This is a genomic window from Blastomonas sp. 34TW, assembly GCF_059803595.1.
The window spans coordinates 45,020-62,538 of the sequence record NZ_JAPFGW010000013.1; the positions used below are offsets into that span (position 1 = coordinate 45,020).

Annotated in this window: 22 protein-coding genes; 2 read left to right on the top strand and 20 right to left on the bottom strand. The window is 63.5% G+C overall.

Annotated elements, in window-relative coordinates; genetic code table 11:
• Nucleotides 1–6: 6 nt before the first annotated feature.
• Entirely contained in the window at nt 7–474 is a 468-nt protein-coding gene (locus OPU69_RS15805) for an NUDIX domain-containing protein (protein ID WP_498512330.1), read from the top strand.
• On the opposite strand, the gene dinB is transcribed toward OPU69_RS15805, so the two are convergent.
• The gene (gene dinB / locus OPU69_RS15810; RefSeq protein ID WP_498512332.1) at nt 475–1,575 is read right to left on the bottom strand and encodes a DNA polymerase IV; all 1,101 of its coding nucleotides are present in this window, start codon (nt 1,573–1,575) and stop codon (nt 475–477) included. It lies immediately after the preceding gene.
• 91 nt (nt 1,576–1,666) lie between these two features.
• Here dinB and OPU69_RS15815 point away from each other — a divergent pair, with 91 nt between their 5' ends.
• The gene (locus OPU69_RS15815; protein WP_066114828.1) at nt 1,667–2,920 is read left to right on the top strand and encodes a multidrug effflux MFS transporter; all 1,254 of its coding nucleotides are present in this window, start codon (nt 1,667–1,669) and stop codon (nt 2,918–2,920) included.
• 60 nt (nt 2,921–2,980) lie between these two features.
• Here OPU69_RS15815 and OPU69_RS15820 read toward each other — a convergent pair whose 3' ends face one another.
• From OPU69_RS15820 to OPU69_RS15910, 19 genes are all read right to left on the bottom strand, one after another.
• Entirely contained in the window at nt 2,981–4,528 is a 1,548-nt protein-coding gene (locus tag OPU69_RS15820; RefSeq protein WP_060979127.1) for an amino acid permease, read from the bottom strand.
• A gap of 140 nt (nt 4,529–4,668) precedes the next feature.
• Nucleotides 4,669–6,222, bottom strand: coding sequence for a pentapeptide repeat-containing protein (locus OPU69_RS15825; RefSeq protein WP_498512335.1), 1,554 nt, complete (start codon nt 6,220–6,222; stop codon nt 4,669–4,671).
• A 67-nt stretch (nt 6,223–6,289) separates the two neighbouring features.
• Complete coding sequence (locus OPU69_RS15830) at nt 6,290–6,670, bottom strand: histidine triad nucleotide-binding protein (RefSeq protein WP_060979136.1); 381 nt, start codon at nt 6,668–6,670, stop codon at nt 6,290–6,292.
• A gap of 5 nt (nt 6,671–6,675) precedes the next feature.
• The gene (locus OPU69_RS15835) at nt 6,676–6,999 is read right to left on the bottom strand and encodes a phosphoribosyl-ATP diphosphatase (protein ID WP_060979129.1); all 324 of its coding nucleotides are present in this window, start codon (nt 6,997–6,999) and stop codon (nt 6,676–6,678) included.
• Between the two features lie 43 nt (nt 7,000–7,042).
• Nucleotides 7,043–7,303, bottom strand: coding sequence for a hypothetical protein (locus tag OPU69_RS15840; protein ID WP_060979130.1), 261 nt, complete (start codon nt 7,301–7,303; stop codon nt 7,043–7,045).
• A 464-nt stretch (nt 7,304–7,767) separates the two neighbouring features.
• The gene (locus OPU69_RS15845; RefSeq protein ID WP_498512338.1) at nt 7,768–8,793 is read right to left on the bottom strand and encodes a DNA adenine methylase; all 1,026 of its coding nucleotides are present in this window, start codon (nt 8,791–8,793) and stop codon (nt 7,768–7,770) included.
• 106 nt (nt 8,794–8,899) lie between these two features.
• Nucleotides 8,900–10,114, bottom strand: coding sequence for a phage head morphogenesis protein (locus OPU69_RS15850; protein ID WP_498512340.1), 1,215 nt, complete (start codon nt 10,112–10,114; stop codon nt 8,900–8,902).
• On the bottom strand, nt 10,107–10,385 hold the full coding sequence (locus OPU69_RS15855; protein WP_498512342.1) for a hypothetical protein: 279 nt from the start codon (nt 10,383–10,385) through the stop codon (nt 10,107–10,109). Before OPU69_RS15855 ends, OPU69_RS15850 begins: the two co-directional genes overlap by 8 nt.
• Nucleotides 10,382–10,954, bottom strand: a complete 573-nt coding sequence (locus tag OPU69_RS15860) for an MT-A70 family methyltransferase (protein ID WP_498512344.1) — start codon at nt 10,952–10,954, stop codon at nt 10,382–10,384. The genes OPU69_RS15855 and OPU69_RS15860 overlap by 4 nt, the downstream gene beginning before the upstream one ends.
• A complete protein-coding gene (locus OPU69_RS15865) occupies nt 10,951–11,106 on the bottom strand; it encodes a hypothetical protein (RefSeq protein WP_498512346.1) in 156 nt (51 codons plus the stop codon). Before OPU69_RS15865 ends, OPU69_RS15860 begins: the two co-directional genes overlap by 4 nt.
• 67 nt (nt 11,107–11,173) lie before the next feature.
• A complete protein-coding gene (locus OPU69_RS15870) occupies nt 11,174–11,785 on the bottom strand; it encodes a hypothetical protein (RefSeq protein ID WP_498512348.1) in 612 nt (203 codons plus the stop codon).
• The gene (locus OPU69_RS15875; protein WP_498512350.1) at nt 11,782–12,459 is read right to left on the bottom strand and encodes a DUF7168 domain-containing protein; all 678 of its coding nucleotides are present in this window, start codon (nt 12,457–12,459) and stop codon (nt 11,782–11,784) included. Before OPU69_RS15875 ends, OPU69_RS15870 begins: the two co-directional genes overlap by 4 nt.
• The gene (locus OPU69_RS15880) at nt 12,456–12,722 is read right to left on the bottom strand and encodes a hypothetical protein (RefSeq protein WP_498512352.1); all 267 of its coding nucleotides are present in this window, start codon (nt 12,720–12,722) and stop codon (nt 12,456–12,458) included. Before OPU69_RS15880 ends, OPU69_RS15875 begins: the two co-directional genes overlap by 4 nt.
• Nucleotides 12,719–12,886, bottom strand: a complete 168-nt coding sequence (locus tag OPU69_RS15885) for a hypothetical protein (RefSeq protein ID WP_498512354.1) — start codon at nt 12,884–12,886, stop codon at nt 12,719–12,721. The genes OPU69_RS15880 and OPU69_RS15885 overlap by 4 nt, the downstream gene beginning before the upstream one ends.
• Nucleotides 12,883–14,958 (bottom strand): phage portal protein family protein, encoded by a 2,076-nt coding sequence (locus tag OPU69_RS15890; protein WP_498512356.1) that lies wholly within the window; start codon nt 14,956–14,958, stop codon nt 12,883–12,885. Before OPU69_RS15890 ends, OPU69_RS15885 begins: the two co-directional genes overlap by 4 nt.
• 5 nt (nt 14,959–14,963) lie before the next feature.
• Entirely contained in the window at nt 14,964–16,523 is a 1,560-nt protein-coding gene (locus OPU69_RS15895) for a terminase large subunit domain-containing protein (protein ID WP_498512358.1), read from the bottom strand.
• A complete protein-coding gene (locus OPU69_RS15900) occupies nt 16,520–16,939 on the bottom strand; it encodes a hypothetical protein (protein ID WP_498512360.1) in 420 nt (139 codons plus the stop codon). Before OPU69_RS15900 ends, OPU69_RS15895 begins: the two co-directional genes overlap by 4 nt.
• Nucleotides 16,936–17,274, bottom strand: a complete 339-nt coding sequence (locus tag OPU69_RS15905) for a ubiquitination-like system serine protease family protein (protein WP_498512362.1) — start codon at nt 17,272–17,274, stop codon at nt 16,936–16,938. The genes OPU69_RS15900 and OPU69_RS15905 overlap by 4 nt, the downstream gene beginning before the upstream one ends.
• Nucleotides 17,271–17,513, bottom strand: coding sequence for a DUF2312 domain-containing protein (locus OPU69_RS15910; RefSeq protein WP_446653077.1), 243 nt, complete (start codon nt 17,511–17,513; stop codon nt 17,271–17,273). The genes OPU69_RS15905 and OPU69_RS15910 overlap by 4 nt, the downstream gene beginning before the upstream one ends.
• Nucleotides 17,514–17,519: the final 6 nt, after the last annotated feature.

The following is a 17,519-nucleotide window of genomic DNA, read 5'->3' on the forward strand; positions in this document are numbered from 1 at the left end:
GGCGGCATGACCCCGCTCCGCCTTGGCTATATCGTTGCGCACCGGGTGCGCCTGTTCTTCCGGCGTGCGTTCCAGATCAGGACGCGCGGTGTGAAGGCCGTCGTGCTGCGGGGCCGCGAGGTGCTGCTGATCCGGCACAGCTATGTCGCCACCGACCGGTACATGCTGCCGGGCGGCGGCGTCGGGCGGAAGGAAACGGCGCTGGAAGCGGGTATCCGCGAGGCGCTGGAGGAAACCGGATGCCGTCTCGACAAGGTGCGCGTGCACGGCGAGTTCCTTTCGAACAGCGAAGGCTTCCCCGATCATATCACCGTCATCGTCGGTGAAACCCGCGATGACCCCAGGCCCGATGCGGGGGAACTCCTGGAGGCGCGGTTCTTCCCGCTCGATGCGCTGCCAGATGCTCTCACCGCTGCTTCGCGGCGCAGGGTCATCGAGATACGCGAAGGGCTGCCCCCTCCGGGCGAATGGTAATCAGGCGAAGGGCAGTTCGGGCTGGCGCTCATCCTGCGGGTCCTCGTCTCCCGCGCGCGAAAGGCCCGAGAGCGTCAGCCCGAGAAGGCGCACGCCATTGTGCAGGGGCAGGATCTGATCGACCAGCGATTGGCCGATCTGCCCGAACATCGCCCTGCCCTCGACCGGCTGGGGCAAGGTGCGCGCGCGGGTGATGGTGTGGAAATCGGCGAACCGTGCCTTCAGGGTCACCGTCCGCCCCTGGCCTTCGGCGCGTTCGACCCGCTCCCAGACGATATCCGCGACATTCTCGAGCGCGGCGCGCAGCCCGTCTTCGGTCCAGATATCCTCGCCATAGGTGCGCTCGCCGCCGATCGACTTGCGGATGCGGTCGGGACGGACCGGGCGATTGTCGATACCGCGCGCCGCGCCAAATAGATAGCTGCCCCAGCTGCCGAAATGCTGGAGCAGCCATTGTTCCGACTTGGCCGCCAGGTCGGCGCCGGTGACGATGCCAAGCGCCGCCATCTTCTCGGCGGTGCGCGGGCCGACCCCGTGGAAGCGCTTGACCGGCAATGCGGCGACGAAGCCCGGCCCCTGTTCGGGGCGGATGACGCACAGACCGTCGGGCTTGTTCTGGTCGCTCGCCAGCTTGGCGATGAACTTGTTGTACGACACGCCCGCGCTGGCCGTCAGCCCGGTCTCGCGGGCAATATCGGCGCGGATCATCTCGGCAATATGGGTGGCCGAAGCGATCGCCTGCTTGTTGGCGGTGACGTCGAGATAGGCCTCGTCGAGCGAGAGCGGTTCGATCTGATCGGTATGCTTGGCGAAGATATCGCGGATTTGGCGCGAGACCGATTGGTACACATCGAAGCGCGGCTTGACGAAGACCAGATCGGGGCATCGTCGCTGTGCGGTCACCGAAGGCATGGCCGATCGCACGCCGAATGCCCTTGCCTCATAGCTGGCCGCTGCCACCACCCCGCGCCGCGACGAACCACCCACCGCCACGGGAAGCCCGCGCAGCGCCGGATTGTCGCGCTGCTCCACGCTCGCGAAAAAGGCATCCATGTCGATATGGATGATCTTGCGCGAAAGGGGATCGGCGGGGCCTTCCATGGGTTGAGGCAAAATAGAAATCGCGCGTGCGGTTGGCAATCACCGTCCCGAAGCCCATTATGATGCGATGCACAATGAAAAGACCTTGAAGATGGCGACGTCTGCAATTCCGAGCGAAACCGGCACTTTCCCGATGGGAACGCGCGAACTGGTGGCGATGATGGCCGCGCTGATGGCGCTGAATGCGCTGGCGATCGATTCGATCCTGCCGGCCTTTCCCGCGCTGGGCGCCGCCTTTGATGTCGCGAGCGCCAACGACCGTCAGTTCGTGATCAGCAGCTATCTGATGGGCATGGGGATAGGTTCGCTGTTCTACGGTCCCATCGGCGACCAGGTCGGACGCAAGCCGGTGCTGCTCGGCTCCCTGGTCTTCTACGTCATCTTCGGCGGGGCCTGTGCCTTTGCGCCTGATTTCCAGACATTGCTCCTGCTGCGCTTTGCCCAGGGCTTTGCGGCTGCGGCCATGGGCGTGCTGGTGGTATCGGTCATCCGCGACATCTTCTCTGGCGACCGGATGGCCAGCTTCATGTCGATCATCTTCATCGTGTTCATGGCGGTGCCGGTGCTCGCGCCGACCGTAGGGCAGCTGATCCTCTATTTCGCGCAGTGGCAGTTCATCTTCATCCTGCTGTCGGTGATGGGCAGCGCGGTCGCCATCTGGGTCTGGCTGCGCCTGCCCGAGACGCTGCGGCCCGAAAATGTCATCCCCATCCGGCTCGACACGATCGGCAGCACCTGGTTCCAGGTGATCTTCAACCGCCAGGGCTTTGGCTATGTTGCCGGTGCAGGTCTCCTCGTTGGGGCCATGTTCGGCTTTCTCAACAGCTCGCAACAGGTCTTTGCCGACGTGTTCGATGCCGAAGCCATCTTCCCCTATGCCTTTGCCGCCGTGGCAGGCGCGATGGCGGTGTCGAACTTCTTCAACAGCAGGATCGTCGAGCGCTTCGGTGCGCGACGGGTGTCGCATTCGGCGCTGATGGCGTTTCTGGTGCTTTCGCTGCTGCAGATCGCCGCTGCCAATGTGCCGGGCGAGCCGATGGCGCTCTTTCTGGTGATCGTCGCGCTCAACATGGCGATGGTCGGATTTATCGGCGCGAATTTCAGCTCGATTGCCATGGAGCCGTTTGGCGCAATGGCGGGCGCTGCTTCGTCGTTCCAGATGGCGTTTCGCACGGTGCTAGGCGCAGGCATCGGCGCGATTGTCGGTCAGGCGTTTGACGGCACGACGCTGCCCATGGCCGTCGGCTTTTTCAGCTGCGGCGTCGCCGCTCTGGTTGTGATCCTCTGGGCGGAAAAAGGCAGGCTGTTCCGTCGTCCCGGCACTTGCCCCAAATCGCCGATGTAAGGCTCACAGCCCGAGCCCAAAGAAAAACCCCGGCGGATCGCGCCGGGGTTTTCTTTTGCATCAATGCGAGACGACGCCCGGATCATCCTCGGGCACCTCGACGATGCCCTTGCCCAGATGGCTCGCTTTGTAGCCATAGAGGTAATAGATCACCAGGCCGATTGCGCCCCAGGCGGGCAGCACGATCATCGCCTCGAACGGCAGGTTGAGGAACAGGAAGATGCAGCCCGCAATCGTCGCCGGGCCGACCAGCCACAGCATCGGCGTGCGGAACAGGCGTTCGCGGTTCGGATCGGTCTTGCGCAGCATCATCACCGCGATCGCCACCATCATGAACGCATAGAGCGTCCCGGCATTGGCGATATCGGCGAGCTGACCCACCGGCAGAAAGGCCGCGGCAAAGGCGACGATGCCGCCGGTGATCGCGGTCACCACATAGGGCGTCTTCCACTTGGGGTGAATCTTCGACAGGCCTTCGGGCAGCAGGCCGTCACGCGCCATCACGAAGAAGATGCGGGTCTGGCCGAACAGCAGGATCAGGATCACCGAAGGCAGCGCCACGAATGCCGCGATGCCCAGCATGTTGCCCACTGCGCTGAAACCGATCTCGCGCAGCACATGCGCCAGCGCCTCGTTCGAGCAGACCAGCATCTCGGCATATTGCGGCAGCGCGCACTGGCGTGCGAGCTCTTCCGACCCTGCGGGGAACGGAATGCCGTTGGGGCCGAGGATCGGCTGACCACCGATGGTGCCGACGGCACCGGCGGCAACGAGAATGTAGAAAATGGTGCAGAAACCGAGGCTGCCGATCAGGCCGATCGGCACGTTGCGCTGCGGGTTCTTGGTCTCCTCGGCCGCAGTCGAGACCGCGTCGAAGCCGACATAGGCGAAGAAGATGGTGGCTGCAGCACCCACCGCGCCGATGCCCGATCCGAAACCGCCGAAAATACCGGCGGGCAGGAACGGGTTGAAGTTCGCCATCTCGGTCTTGGGGACCGTCAGCACGATGAATGCCGTGAGCGCGGTCACCTTAATGGCGACGAGCACCGCGTTGACCTTGGCCGATTCACTGGTGCCGATCATCAACAGCCAGGTGACCAGCAGCGCGATGACGATCGCGGGCAGATTGACGAAACCGCCAGGAGCACCGCCCAGCCAGAGCGGTCCTGCGGTGAGATAGGTCGGCAGCGTTATGCCGAAAAACTCGTTCAATATCGTCCCGGTGAAATAGCCGGACCACCCGACCGACACCGCGCTCGCCGCGACCGCATATTCGAGGACAAGGGCCCATCCGACCGTCCAGGCGAGCAGCTCGCCCATGACGGAATAGGTATAGGTGTAGGCAGAGCCCGCGACAGGGATCATCGCGGCGATTTCGGCATAGCAGAGCGCCGCGACGATGCAGATCAGGCCGGCAATCGCGAAGGCCAGCATCAGGCCGGGGCCGGCCTTCTGGGCGCCGGCCGAGGTCAGCACGAAAATACCGGTACCGATCACGCAGCCGATGCCGAACAGGGTCAGCTGAAACCAACCCAGGGTCGGATGCAGCGACTTCTTCTTGGCTGTCGCCAGAATGGCGTCCAGCGGTTTGACACGCGCAAATTTCATGATGTTCTTGATTTCCCACCCTTGGCGAGCCTGTAGCCAGCCGGTTGCGTCCCGGGGTTATCCCCCTGTGGCGCACAGGATTAGCGGCTTTTCACGCGGTGGCAACCGGGTTATAACCCATCTGTCGCATCGCGGGCCGGTCATTGCTCGCTTGCGGCCCGTTCGGCATAGCTTTTTAGAATATCCGCAGGCAGCGCGATCCGCCGCATCGGTCCGAACGACGCGCGCGCGCCGCAGCTGGCATAATCCGCCGAGCCCTCGGCCTCTTCTCCATAGGGATGGCCGTCGGCGAAGATGCGCAGCCAGTCGCCGTCGATCTGCATCACCCTGATGCGCCGATTGCTCTCGCTGTCTCGCACGCTGTACCAGCCGGTCAGCGGATCAAGGCTCAACCCGCTCGCGCCCAGGGTGCATGTGTGCGCATTCGCGCCGACGGATTCGCCACTCGCATCGTAGCCACCGTCGGGCCGACGTTCGACATAGGCATAGCCCATCGATGCCTGTGCCAGCAGCGGAGCCAGCCGCGCGAACAAAGCTGTCCGCCGCATCGCTTCGCTCACCGGGAGTTCGTCATCGATGAACAGGGCCGCCTCGCCCGGCTTTAGCCAATTGCTCTCGCCCAAAGCTCCCAGCAATTGCCCCTGTCGCCTGGCATAGGCATTGCGCAGGCAGTCGGAAGGAAACTCCTCGCTCATGCAGCCGTCGCGCTGCTTGAGCCATTGCCGTTGCTCTGCGACCAAGCCCGGGTTCGCCTTGCGCGCCTGAGCAAAGGTGCGCGCGAGCAGCCGGTCGGCATCGGCCAGATCGCGATTGTCGGGCAGGCAGATGGTCCTTTCGGCAACACTTGTTGCCTTGCTGCAATCAAAGGAAGGGTCGCGCACGGCCGGATCGGCAATGGCGACGTCATCCGTCAGGGATTGGGCCTCTGCAGCAGTCAGCTCCAGCCGGTTGTCACCGCCTACGAGCACGAGGGGGTGACTGATCACCAGGCCCTTCAGGCTTGCGAGCTGCGCCGGCGACATTTCGGTCCGATCGAGTATGGCATCCTCCAGCGCGATATCTCTCAGCCCGTAGCGATGAAAGCTGCTGAGCTTCGCCCGCGTGAGATTGGCGCCGCGCGCCGACATCGTCTTGTCGCTGCCATAAAGCGGGCAACCATCAGACAGGGTAATGCCGCACGAAAAATCGAAGCGAGAGAGGTTCGCGCCGTCAAGGTTCAGGCCATCGATGCTCCCTTCGAACCAGCCTCCTTCCAGCTTCCCGCCGCTGAGATCGGCCTTCATCGCCTGCACGTCGGTGAGATTAGCGTCGCGAAGCAGGATGCCGGGAGCCTTGATGCCGACGAGCGAGGCACCTGTCAGGTTGGACTTGATGAAGCCAATGCCAGGCGCGCGCGCGTCATCCCATTGGCTACGTTGCAGGTCAGCCTCGACAAAGCACGCGTTGGTGAGTGAGAGCCGACGAAAATCCCAACCGGCGAACTTGCCGCCCTGAACGATCGCGCCCTTGCCGACTGCCTTTTCCAGATCCGCCGGGCTGTGCAGTGTGGTGCCGTCCACGGTGGCAGTACCGGCTTGCGGCTCCGTCTCGCCCCACAGGTCGCCGAGCATCGTCTCGCACGGCACACTGGCTTGAGCCAGGGCGGGCGCGGTCATGCACCCGGCGGCGCACAGCACGGCCAGAGATCGCAGCATCTTGATCCTCCCTCACGCCCGCTTGAGCCAGACTAGACCCATGGCGCAGGCTTGAGAAGAGGCGATGTCAGCCGCGCATCAGCATCGGGCCGAGCGGCTTTCCGGCGAACAGGTGCACATGAAGGTGCGGCACCTCCTGATGTGCATCCAGCCCGATATTGGCGAGCAGCCGGTAACCCGGCTCGACCAATCCGAGCATCCGCGCCACCTCGCCGACGCCGCGGACGAACGCCGCGATCTGCTCGTCGGTGCCGCGCGCGGAAAAATCGTCCCAGCTCACGAAAGGTGCCTTGGGGATCACCAGCACATGCGTCGGCGCCTGCGGGTTGATGTCCTTGAAGGCGAGGATGTGATCATCCTCGTGCACCTTGGTGCAGGGAATTTCGCCGCGCAGGATCTTCGCGAAGATGTTCTGGTCGTCATAAGGCAGCGTGGGATCGATCGGCATGCTCTTCACTCCTTGGGACGGGACAGCTTTTCGGTAATGCCGGACGTGCCTTCGCGCGCATCGAGCTCGGCAAGCACATCGGCCCAGGTCAGGCCCATATCGGCGAGCAAGACCAGCAGGTGAAAGATCAGGTCGGCGCTTTCGCTGACCACACCCCTGGCGTCGCCCTGGATCGCGGCGATCACCGCCTCGACCGCTTCCTCGCCGATCTTCTGGGCGATCCGCGGGCGGCCGCGCGCGGTCAGCTTGGCCACATAGCTGCTGTCGGGCGATGCCTTGCGGCGCTCTGCGATGACGGCTTCGAGCCTTGCGATGATCGGGTCTGCCATATCTCGACGCTCTGCGACGGAGGCGGGCGTGCGTCAAGCGCGCTCAGCGCTTTGGCGGGCCCTTGCGGTTGCGACCGGCCGCCCAGCGTCCGACCAGCAAGCCGATAATGCCCATGCATAGCAATCCGACGCTGCCCGGTTCGGTAATCTCGATCCAGCTGCGGATGCCTTCGGCGCGGGTCAGCCCGTCGAGCGTGATCCGGCTCAGCGGACTGGCCTCCAGCGGCGTGGCCAGGGAAATGCCAGGCAGGATGACGGCGATGCGGCGCACGACCTTCAACCTTTCGCTTATGCCGGGTTTCATTCCGAGACACTTCATGCCTGATGGTTAAGCAAGCGCTTTGCCAGATGTCGCAAGCGCCCGGAAACAGGCGCGTCCACTGGTTAACGCCCCACCCGCAACGGGCGCAACTGTCAAGCGTGCCGACAACCGGCTGGCTGCATGTGACTGGCCATAAATACGGGTGGCGGGATCAGCGGGACATTTTGGGCCTTGCCGGGACGCGGGGCCGCAGAAATCCGGGCATCTCGGCAATTTGAGCCACGCTGGAGGGCCTTCGGGCATTTTTGGCCAGCGCAGACGCCATCGGGCACCAATCGCCCTCTGAAACCCGCAGAAATCCGTTAGGCTACCCAGCGATGTGCGAGAGAAAGGGATTCGAGCGCGCACCTGGTGGAAAGCCCGATGGTACCGGGTTTCTTGCCATATCAGGCATCGGCTCTCTCGCACGTTCTCTCGCACGCTCTCTCGCACGGTATTTTGGCCAATTATGGCCCGGTGATGATCAGCTCGTTGACCGGCTTCTGGCGATCGCCTCCGCCGACCGAATAAGCCGTCGCCGCGTCTTCGATCGTGAAGCCAGCAAAGATCGATCGGACTTCGGGGGTGTCGTTGAGGCTCAGAATGAACCGCCCCTTGAGCTGCCCCAGCAGGATATTCATTTTCGTGAATTGTGAGCGATCGAAGAGCGGCGCGCCAGTGCCGTCCCTGCCATAGTCGTTCTCGCATCCAAAGTATGGCGGGTCGAGGTAGAACAGCATGCCAGGCCGGTCATAGCGGCAGATGAAATCCGCCCAGGGCAAACGCTCGATGACGACTGACGACAGCCGTTCATGGATCGCCTCAAGAATGCTGCCGAGCTTGGTCACGTCGAACCGGGCTGGGGTGTTGCGATCGACGCCGAAAGTGCGGCTGGCGACTTTCCCGCCGAACGTGAGCCGCTGGAGATAGAGGAAGCGCGCCGCGCGCTCGAGGTCGGTAAGCGTGGACGGATCGGTGGCCGCGAGCCGTTCGAACCCAGCGCGGGTCGTGAGCTGGAAGCGCAGCATGTCCATGAAGGCGACATAGTGGCGCTGGAGGATTCGGAAGAACGTCGCGACGTCCATCGACCAGTCGTTGATGAACTCGGCGCTCGGGCGCATGTCGCGGCGGAGGAAAATGCCTCCCATGCCGACAAACGGTTCGGCATATCCGGTATGCGGCGTGGCGCTGATGCGCGCCACGATGCGCTTGGCCAGCAGGCGCTTGCCACCGATATAGGCAGCGGGAGGATGGACGGGCTGCACCCGCGCCAGGCCTTGGACCTGAGCGGATTCGGGACTCGACTCTTGCATGATGTTCCTATTATGTTCCACCCGCTTGCATGCGAGTGGCGGGATGACCGGGTTATGGACCAGGTCGGTCATGGCGGGTCGTATCCGTCGGCTTGAGGCGTTGGCGCGCCTTTTCCCCCGCCCCTGCAGGGCGCTGGAAACTGGGTTGCAGGGCACGTGAAGCCCCGCGTCATTGATCATAAAGCTGGCCGGGTGTATGTGAGTGCCCGGTGCGCGAAACACGGTGATCCTGCCTGCCGTAGCACGGGCCGCAAGCCCGGAGCGCGTGTAAGGGAATCGGCAGTCCTTACCGCGCACCGAACCACTCCAGGATCGCAGCAAACCGGCTCACAAGCGACGAGACGTCATCGATCCGAAGGCGATGCATGCTCAGCACGTAGAGCTCGTCGCCTTCCTCGGTAGCCTTGACGGTGGCGTGCCACCATTGTCCATCCGATTCCCACAGCAACCGCACCTTACGATCGTCCTCGCGCAGTGCGTGAGCAGGATTGCTGATGATCTCCGGCAGCAGGCGATAATCGGCGATCGTGAGCTCGGCGTGGCGGCGCTTCTGCTTTTCCAACGTCTGCGGCGAGAAGCGCACCGTTCGGGCTGTCGCGCCGACAGCAGCCGCCTGGTCTGCCGTGAGCGCGGCGATTGGAAAAGGCTGATCGGGCAAGGCCGCAAACTGGTCGAACGCGGGATCCGCGACGATCTCGCGGATGGTCTGCTGCGCGGCATTTGTCAGCCCTGCCTGGGCAGCCTCCTCGACCGAGTCGAGTGCCTTGTCAGCGATCGCGCGCAGGTGCGCGGTGCCAGGATTGTAGCTGAAGCCGGGGTCGATGCCCTTGGGCACCATGATCGGATCGGTGCTACCGGCAGGATAGAAGCGCTCACGCGCAGATGGCGGGAGATCGGTCGTCACCTTCCATCCGCGCCGCTTCAGCATGCCATCGGAGACCTGCTCAGGAAGGCAGTTGCAGCCCCAGCCATTGGGCGGGAAATGCTCCTGCCACCAGGGGTGATCGACCGGCAGGATGATGCCGTGCCAGCTCAGATGGTCCTGGCGCGGCTTCTTGCGCGGATGATCCGACCGGTAGCGGAGATAAGGGAACAGTTCCTTCTGAGCCTGGAAACGCCGCCAGCGGCCTGCAGCTATGCTCATCCGGATGTTGGTGCGGTAGATCGTGCGGAGACGGCGATCATTTACGATGATGGTCTGGTCGGTGCCGGTGAGCGCCGGGTCGGAGACCTCGCCCCACCAGCCTGCGCGCTTCAGCTCCGGCAGGATGTTCGCCTTCCAGGTTTCGAACGTGCCGCCATCGCGGATCACCTTGTCGAGCGATTTCTGGACAGAGGCGAGCAAATCGAGCTTGGCGATCTTGGCCACGGTGAAGGCCCGCGAATGCTCCTCGTGCATCATCTCCGACCAGCGCACGGTCGGGCGCAGCTCCTGCCGCTCCTGCCAGACCCGAACGGTGTTCTCCGGGCTAAGATACATGGTTGGGCGAAGCTCAGGCATCAAAGGGGTTCCGCCCATCCGTCAGCTGCGACTGAGGCGCTGGCAATGCCAGCATAGCCTTGGCCTTTTTTGACGGTGCTTTCGCCCTTTCCTTCGCTCGGTGTTGCTCCGTTTCGATCTCAGCCAAGCTCTCGAGAAGGCTCGCCAGCGAATAGGAATCGGAGGTTTCAAGCTCGATCCGAATGACGGTTTTCCCGCGTGGCCCACTCGTCGTGCTGGCGCTGTATTTCTTGAGCAGTGTGCGCTCGGGATCCCAATGAATAAAGCTCATGACACACCTCCAAACTTCTCGACCTGGTTGCCCCATGCTTCCCAGCCAGGCCGCTTAGTCCTGGCGAACAGCTCGATGCGCGGGCGATCGCCGAACAGGCGGACAATGTCGTCGGCGATGCGATCGGGCTTGCGGCTGTGTTCGCGGCGCGGCTCGACGACCAGCTGGCGGACGCCGGCATCAAGGCGCGGCAGGCTGCCGGTCATGCCGAGCAGGCAGATTTCCGGGTTGGCGCGGGTGTAATAGCCGGTGCTCATGGCATAGCCTTCGCCCGACGGGTTGAGCTTTGCCCAGGTGAACCCGACCGTCGCATAGCGGAAGCCCCAGCGGCGCAGCGTTTCGAACGCTTTGTCGAGCAGCGGATCAATGGCCCACAGAAAGCAGGCGCAGTTGCGGCTGGCCAGCTCGCCCACTGGCAGCGCTGCGATCTCCTCCCAAGGCATGGTGTCATAATGCTGGTTGGGATTGCGATCCTCGCCCTTTTCCGACCAGTTGTCGAAGCTCCAAGGCGGATCGGCATAGATGATTTCGAAGCCGAACATCGGGAGATGGGCGAAGGGGCTCGTCACGCCGCGATCGTCCAGGATATGTGGACGGCGTAAGGAGCCGGCACGCGCTGCACCCGGCTGGCTCGTTCAAGCCGCTTCATCTGTCGCAAGACCCATGGGGTCTCCACCCGGAAGCCTTTCGATCGGAGCCAGTTTTTGATGACATAGGTCATGATGGGGCCTCCCCGTTCGCTGATTACGGCAAGGATATCGTCATCGGTGGGTAGGGCGTTGGTGAGATCAGCCGACGACATTGATGTTGCCCCTAATCACGCTGAAACTGATCGCTGCGATCCAAGGGTTAGCGTCCCATGCGCCCTCGCCGTTGATGCTGTCCCAAAGATCGCGATACCAGTCGATCGGGAACACCAATCCAGCTGGCCAACCCTCTGCAATTGCACCCGCCTCGCTAATGTCCTGCAGCCGCTCGACACGAACATCGGTGACAGTCAGGGTGAGGCGGCTGGCCCATTTCGGCATATGGCGGGCGTGGCGATATCGTCCGTGAACATCGCAGTTGTCGCGATCATTCTCGTACCAGACCGGAGTATAGCCACCGCCAACCATCTGGCTCGGCTTCAATTCGTCGGCGACCTTGCTGGTGCGCCATGCCTCGCGGACCCATAGCCGATCGCCGACTTTGTAATGGACCGGCAAATGGTCATGACGGAAGTCGCACCAACAGCCATCTTCCCGGCGAAAGTGCCAGTCGTAACCGGGAGTGTCGCTAGGGCCGAACTCACTGAACCGCCGATAGCCGGTCAGTTTTAAGACCCGCCGCGTCTGGGTCTTGCGACCTGCCAGCAGTGCGTCCACCATTGGGGCGCTGAATAGAATGCTGCGGTCGCTCATGCTGCCTGCCCCAGCAAGGCGGGACCAGCAGAGCCGCTCACGCCGTGGTTCAGAGTGACATCGCCAGCGCTTTGATGGCCCTGCCACCAATCGTTGCTGAGAGCCTGACCCTTCACAGCCGCACTGCGCGCGCCAACCGACACCAGGCCGGGGTGCTGCACCGCCAGCCAACGCTCGATCGCAGGGTCTTCCTGGCGCTCAGGCGCGATGTCCTTGACCTTCTGGACCACGCCCCATGCCCAGCCTTGCGAAAACACGTCCGCGCGCTGGCGCTTGCGACCAGGCTTGCAGCGTTTCAGCTTGATGCGAATGTATTCGCTGCGCGCGATCTTGAGCTGCCGGAACAGCATGGTGAATGCGTAGGAGGCGATTGTCGGCGTGGGGCCACGGCCAACGAACACACGGTCTCCGGCACCATCGAGAAACGAAATGGTGCCAAGCGCACGATTGACAGCGGCGTTCAGATGACATTCCCAGACGGACGGGCGAATGTTGCGGGTGGATCGGGCCGTTGCCTCCTCGATCTCCGCCATCGCCAGATCGTCTACCGAAATGCCGTAAACTTCCATGAGTTCGCGGGCCTTTGCGAGTGCCGCTGCGGCCTCATGCTCATTGGCCGATCTGGCCAATTGCAGGCACTTCCTGATCTTGAGCAGTAGCTGTTTATCGATCATGACACGCACTCCCATCCAAGCCGCTCACGCGCGGCGCGTTGCCAGTTTCGCAGGGCTTCGGAGGGTGCATCCAGGTGCGTTGGCTCACAGGTAGCGGAGATGCCAGCGAGGCGGAAGGTGAAGGCGTCTTCGCCCTGTTTGGTCCAGCCATCGCCGAGCTGCATCTGCACTGAATAGATGACGCTGATCGCGGGCAACTGCCGCGTCAGGCCTTCCACCATCCCGAGAGCATAGGCGATCTGAGGCTGGGTGGCGCGGGTCATTTGCGACCCTTGCCCTTACCACGCGCGCGGCGTTTCGCGCGCTTGCTCAGCGGCTCTGCAGTCGTGACATGGACGATGTCGCGCTTGCGGCGCCGGCCCCGCACCGACGCTGTAGATCTGCGCGAATATGCGCCCAGGAAAGTCAAGAGATAGCCGATGCTCATTCCGCCTGGCCCTCCCGGTTCTCTTCGGCCAGGCGCAGGGCGAACGCGGCGCGCTCGATGCTCTCGCGGAGCGGAGCGTCGTTCATCAGCGCGGTCGCCTCGGTATCGAGCAGCTTGAGCAGCTCATCGGCGGTGGCGGCGGCAGCGATGCGGGTGAAGATCGAGCCGGTCATCGCAGCGCTGACGCGATCGTCCTCGGCGGCGATCAGCTCGTCGATCAGCGCATTTTCGGGCGTCTGCTCGACATAGTCCGGATCGCCCTCGGCCAGGTCGACGCTGCGGATGCCGCTGGACCAATCGTCATCGATCGGCTCGAAGATCTCCGGGCCGAACAGCAGCTCGCCGGTGAACGGCTCGACCTCGGCCAGATCGACCTCGCCGGGGTCATAGGTGAAGGTGACGTGCGGCAGATAGGTCGGGAAATCCCAGCTCGCGCCGGCCTCGCGCATGGTGCGGTGGCGGTTGGCGAGATAGCCGTCCCAGAAATGCAGTACCACTGCGCCCTGGTCGCCCAGGCGATCGACGACGCGCGGGCCACCCGGCATGACGCGCAACGGCTCTCGGTAGAATCCGAAATCGTCGCCCATGCTGAACCAGTTCACCGGCTTCTTCGAATAGGCCACGGTGACATGCATTTCGGCGGGATCGACCACCGTCCTGAAGCCCTGTTTCCTGGCCCATGCAACGAGCTTGTCGGCGTTGAGCAGCTTGCGGTGGACGTAGAGCGGGCGCGGATCGTCGGCTGCGAACTCGGTAACCGGCTGGAGCGGCTCGCGGCGGTTGTCCTCGAGCAGCAGCTGCTGATCGGCGGCGGGATCCGGATCGGCCGGATTTGGCGTTGGCGGCTCGGCCTGCTTCACGCGGACATAGCCATCGCCATAGGTGTCCTGGAAGCTCTCGTCATCACGCTCCCAGCCCAGTACCTTCAGCAGCCCATCGGTCTCCGCCTCGAGCTTGGTGTTGGTCTCCGCCTCGACATCGCGCATCACGCGCGGTGAAGCGACATCGGGGCCATAGTTGAAATCGGTCCACCAGCGGGCCGGGCCAAGGTTGAAGCTGTCGGACAGCAGATCCGCGTCCGACTTCACCACTTCCAGCTTCACGTCGGCATGCACCTCGGCCTGGCTGCGCGAGGAGCCGTCCTGGGTGGTCATGGTCTGGCTGAGCACCACCTTAGCGATGCACTCGTCCATGTAGCGGCAAAGCTGCTCGTAGTCCGCCACGCCGCTCTTGGCGACCTGCAGCAGATCGATGACCATGCGGTCTGGGATGGCGATGCCGGTATCGGTCTGGATCGCCCGGAGCGCGGCGAGCAGATTGTTGACCTGGTGCTGCGGCGTGCCGGCAGGATATTTGCCGATGGCAGTTGGCGCGCCGAACTTGTCGAGGAAGTTGTTCCAGAAGCGCAGGCCGTTGCGCTTGAACAGCGTCGGCCAATATAGCCATTCGGCCAGACCGCGCCCGTAGATCTCGTCATCGTCGCTGGCGCCAGCGGTCGCCACCCAGAACTTGCGATCGGGCAGCGTCTCGCCATTCCAGTTGACGCGCGTGATCAGCCGGAGATTGCCGGCATCGTCATAGCGGAAGCGGCGGGCATGGCGCACGCGCAGATCCGCGAACTGAAACAGGCCGTCGCGGACCTCCCACAGGCATTCTGCGACCGAATAGCCGTAGAAGGTCGCAAACAGCATCTTGCGGGTGACGCGGTCCCACCCGATCCGATCGATGTTCTCGCTGAGCCTTTCCGCCGCCTCGACCGATCGGGGATCGTCCTCGTCACCCGGCAGCACGTTCCAGTTGCGCGACACAACCGCGCCTATGCGCTGCTGCAGTGTCGACATGACCTGGTCGTCTTCCAGGATGACGTCGTAGACGCCCCAATCGATCGCCATGCTGATACGCGGATCGCGCGGCTGCTGCAGGCCGCTGACGAACGGCTTGGTGATGTCGCGCCCGTCCGACGTCGTGGCGATCGGGCGCATCAGCGCCTGCATGGTGCCTGTCGGCTCGCTGGTCCGACGCGCGATCGCGCGGGTGGTGCTGGCGGAAAATGGTCTGGGCCTGCGGGCCATGGTCGTTACCTCACAAATCCGGCGCGGCGACCGGCAGTGCCGAACCCGCGCGAGGAGACAGGCCCTGGGGCCATCTGGGTGCTGCGCTGGCCCGCCGAGTAGAATTCCATCGGGCCGATATTCTCATCGGATGCCGCCACGAAGTGCATCAGCGCGATCGCATCGTCGCCGTGGCGCTTGCCGCTATCGCCATCGGCCTTGCTGACCTTGCCGCGATCCGGAATCATCGGGATGCCGCGCACAAGCTTGATCATGCGCAGATCGTCCATCACGCCCTCATCCCAGGGGATGAGCAGCATGCGATCCTCGATCGCCGCGCGCAGCTTGGGCATGAAGGCGAGATAGGTCTTTTCGGAGGTCTGGACGGCCTCGACGCGGTCAAAGCCCCAGCGCTGTTGCATCGCCTCGGCCAGCGCCGAGCCGTTGCCACGCGCATCCATCTTGCCGCAGGCGAACATCGGCACGCGCGAGATGATCCAGTTGAGGATCAGCTCCTGGTCCTTGAAGGGCACGTTGCGCATTTCGAGCAGGAAGCGCGCAACGCGGCGCATGCTTTCGTCTCGCTGGCCGAAGACGACCGGTGATACGTCGCCGTTGCGGGCAAAGTCCTGGCCAAAATAGGTCGGGCGGGTCGGGTCGAAATCCAGCAGCCAGGGCGCAACCTCGCGTTCCAGGAACTCGGTGATCCAGCTGGTGCGATATTCGTCGTCATGGCGCTCAAAGCCATCCGGGCAAGCTAGGCGGATGACGGGCAGCTCGTGTGACATGGCCAGTTCGATCGTCGCGCGGGCAAGATAGATGCCCGAGCCGCGCGACGGGATGACGTCCAGTTCCTGCTCGGCAGCAGCGCCATAGCGCTTGCGCAGCGATGCTTCCCATGCCGCCTCGGCCTCGGGCGACCATTTCTGGCCGGTGCGCAGGCAGATGCGCTGGAAAAGGCCCTGGCGCAGGGCATCTTTGAGGGTCACCCGCTGGACGACGCCTTCGCGCTTGCCGCTGCGGATATCCTCGATCAATTCGTTATAGGCATTGTCCGCGCCGTTGTGCGTGGAGATGACGACGACGCTGCCGCCCCACATGGTGAGCGCCATCGCCGCGTCGAGCAGGTCCTGGAATTGGTCATGGAAGGCCGCTTCATCGATCAGCACCTTGCCCTGCATACCGCGCAGCGATCGCGGCTTGGACGACAGCGCGACGATCTTGTGGCCGGAGGGCAGATCGATCCGGAAGGCGTTGATGCCTTCGTCCGAGCCATCGTTATGCAGGAACTCCTTCGGCTCGACCGCCAGCTGGTCGAATGCCTGGAGGAACTCGGCGCAATAGCCGATGAACTCGCGGGTCATGTCCTTGTTGTAGGCGATGTAGAAGAAATCTTGCCCGCCCTGGGCCGGAGCCGCCGTGAGGACAGCATCGGCTGCGAATGCATAGGTCAGGCCGGTTCGGCGCGATTTCTCGCTCACGAACAGCTGGTTTTCGGCGCTTAGCTGGATCGCCTCGACCTGATACGGCATCAGCAGCGAGGGCAGATCATCCAGCGGCGCGAGCGAGCCGACCTTGGCGCTCATTGCCGGCGACCTTTCCAGCGCTGGCGCGACTTGCGGACGTTCTGGAAAATGATGGGCTGCACCCAGGCGACTTCGCCCCTGGCAACCGATGCCAGCCAGTCGCGGACGTCGGCCTGGCCCGACTTGCCATCGAGCGCGACCAGATCAAAGTGCAATGGGTGATGAACTGCGCGGCGGGGCCGATAATGGTCCGACACCCGGATGATCCAGCATCGCTCAAGCTTGTCGGCCAGGTGCACATATTTGGTGCGCGAGCCCCGCGCCGCATTTGCCGCCTTGACCGCGCGCGAGGATTTGATCGCCAGGACGCGAAAGCCGAAGGGCTTGGCGTCCTGTGCGATCGCGAACGCCAGCGAGGCTATGTCGCCGGGTCCGTTCGCGCTCAGGCCAGCAACGATGCGGTGTGGTTCGTTCATGCATCCTCACTCCATGGGAGCATGGGCACGGTTTGACCGGCGAGATGATGAGTGCTGTCCCCGCAGAACTCCCACCGGCCATTACGGATGAAGCTATGGCAGACGTCAGGTGGATCACCCTCTTCGCGCACGAAGTTGGGGTCGACGGCTCGGCCTGTCCGGATCAGCAAACTTGGTGCAAACGTCGGCGCATCGGCGTTGCCATTGAAAGACCACGCCGCGCCATTCGCCAGAGGCTTGCTTACCGGAATGTAATGCACCTCGCTGCAGCCGGGACAGCGCGCCATGAACCCGCCTTCGAGCTGATTCAGAAAGGGACCGAACAGAACAGTCATCCCAGGCCCAGTGCGGCCTTGTAGGTGTCCAGGATCGCAGCCATTTCCTGCCGATCATGCGGCTCCATCCGGCGCAGCTGGACGATCTGGCGCATGATCTTGGCGTCGTAACCCTGCGCCTTCGCCTCGTTGTAGGTGTCGCGGATATCGTCAGCGACGCCCTTTCGCTCTTCCTCGAGCCGCTCGATGCGTTCGATGAACAGGCGGAGCTGATCGTCGGCGCTGATAGCTTCACTCACGGTCTT

Excerpts from the sequence above, each read along its gene's own strand:
- OPU69_RS15850 (WP_498512340.1), bottom strand. The coding sequence starts at position 10,114 with ATGCCTGAGCTTCGCCCAACCATGTATCTTAGCCCGGAGAACACCGTT.
- OPU69_RS15900 (WP_498512360.1), bottom strand. The coding sequence starts at position 16,939 with ATGAACGAACCACACCGCATCGTTGCTGGCCTGAGCGCGAACGGACCC.
- OPU69_RS15855 (WP_498512342.1), bottom strand. The coding sequence starts at position 10,385 with ATGAGCTTTATTCATTGGGATCCCGAGCGCACACTGCTCAAGAAATAC.
- OPU69_RS15905 (WP_498512362.1), bottom strand. The coding sequence starts at position 17,274 with ATGACTGTTCTGTTCGGTCCCTTTCTGAATCAGCTCGAAGGCGGGTTC.
- OPU69_RS15875 (WP_498512350.1), bottom strand. The coding sequence starts at position 12,459 with ATGATCGATAAACAGCTACTGCTCAAGATCAGGAAGTGCCTGCAATTG.
- OPU69_RS15805 (WP_498512330.1), top strand. The coding sequence starts at position 7 with ATGACCCCGCTCCGCCTTGGCTATATCGTTGCGCACCGGGTGCGCCTG.
- OPU69_RS15885 (WP_498512354.1), bottom strand. The coding sequence starts at position 12,886 with ATGAGCATCGGCTATCTCTTGACTTTCCTGGGCGCATATTCGCGCAGA.
- OPU69_RS15880 (WP_498512352.1), bottom strand. The coding sequence starts at position 12,722 with ATGACCCGCGCCACCCAGCCTCAGATCGCCTATGCTCTCGGGATGGTG.
- OPU69_RS15845 (WP_498512338.1), bottom strand. The coding sequence starts at position 8,793 with ATGATCAATGACGCGGGGCTTCACGTGCCCTGCAACCCAGTTTCCAGC.
- OPU69_RS15870 (WP_498512348.1), bottom strand. The coding sequence starts at position 11,785 with ATGAGCGACCGCAGCATTCTATTCAGCGCCCCAATGGTGGACGCACTG.
- dinB (WP_498512332.1), bottom strand. The coding sequence starts at position 1,575 with ATGGAAGGCCCCGCCGATCCCCTTTCGCGCAAGATCATCCATATCGAC.
- OPU69_RS15815 (WP_066114828.1), top strand. The coding sequence starts at position 1,667 with ATGGCGACGTCTGCAATTCCGAGCGAAACCGGCACTTTCCCGATGGGA.
- OPU69_RS15835 (WP_060979129.1), bottom strand. The coding sequence starts at position 6,999 with ATGGCAGACCCGATCATCGCAAGGCTCGAAGCCGTCATCGCAGAGCGC.
- OPU69_RS15890 (WP_498512356.1), bottom strand. The coding sequence starts at position 14,958 with ATGGCCCGCAGGCCCAGACCATTTTCCGCCAGCACCACCCGCGCGATC.
- OPU69_RS15820 (WP_060979127.1), bottom strand. The coding sequence starts at position 4,528 with ATGAAATTTGCGCGTGTCAAACCGCTGGACGCCATTCTGGCGACAGCC.
- OPU69_RS15865 (WP_498512346.1), bottom strand. The coding sequence starts at position 11,106 with ATGACCTATGTCATCAAAAACTGGCTCCGATCGAAAGGCTTCCGGGTG.
- OPU69_RS15830 (WP_060979136.1), bottom strand. The coding sequence starts at position 6,670 with ATGCCGATCGATCCCACGCTGCCTTATGACGACCAGAACATCTTCGCG.
- OPU69_RS15895 (WP_498512358.1), bottom strand. The coding sequence starts at position 16,523 with ATGAGCGCCAAGGTCGGCTCGCTCGCGCCGCTGGATGATCTGCCCTCG.
- OPU69_RS15825 (WP_498512335.1), bottom strand. The coding sequence starts at position 6,222 with ATGCTGCGATCTCTGGCCGTGCTGTGCGCCGCCGGGTGCATGACCGCG.
- OPU69_RS15840 (WP_060979130.1), bottom strand. The coding sequence starts at position 7,303 with ATGAAACCCGGCATAAGCGAAAGGTTGAAGGTCGTGCGCCGCATCGCC.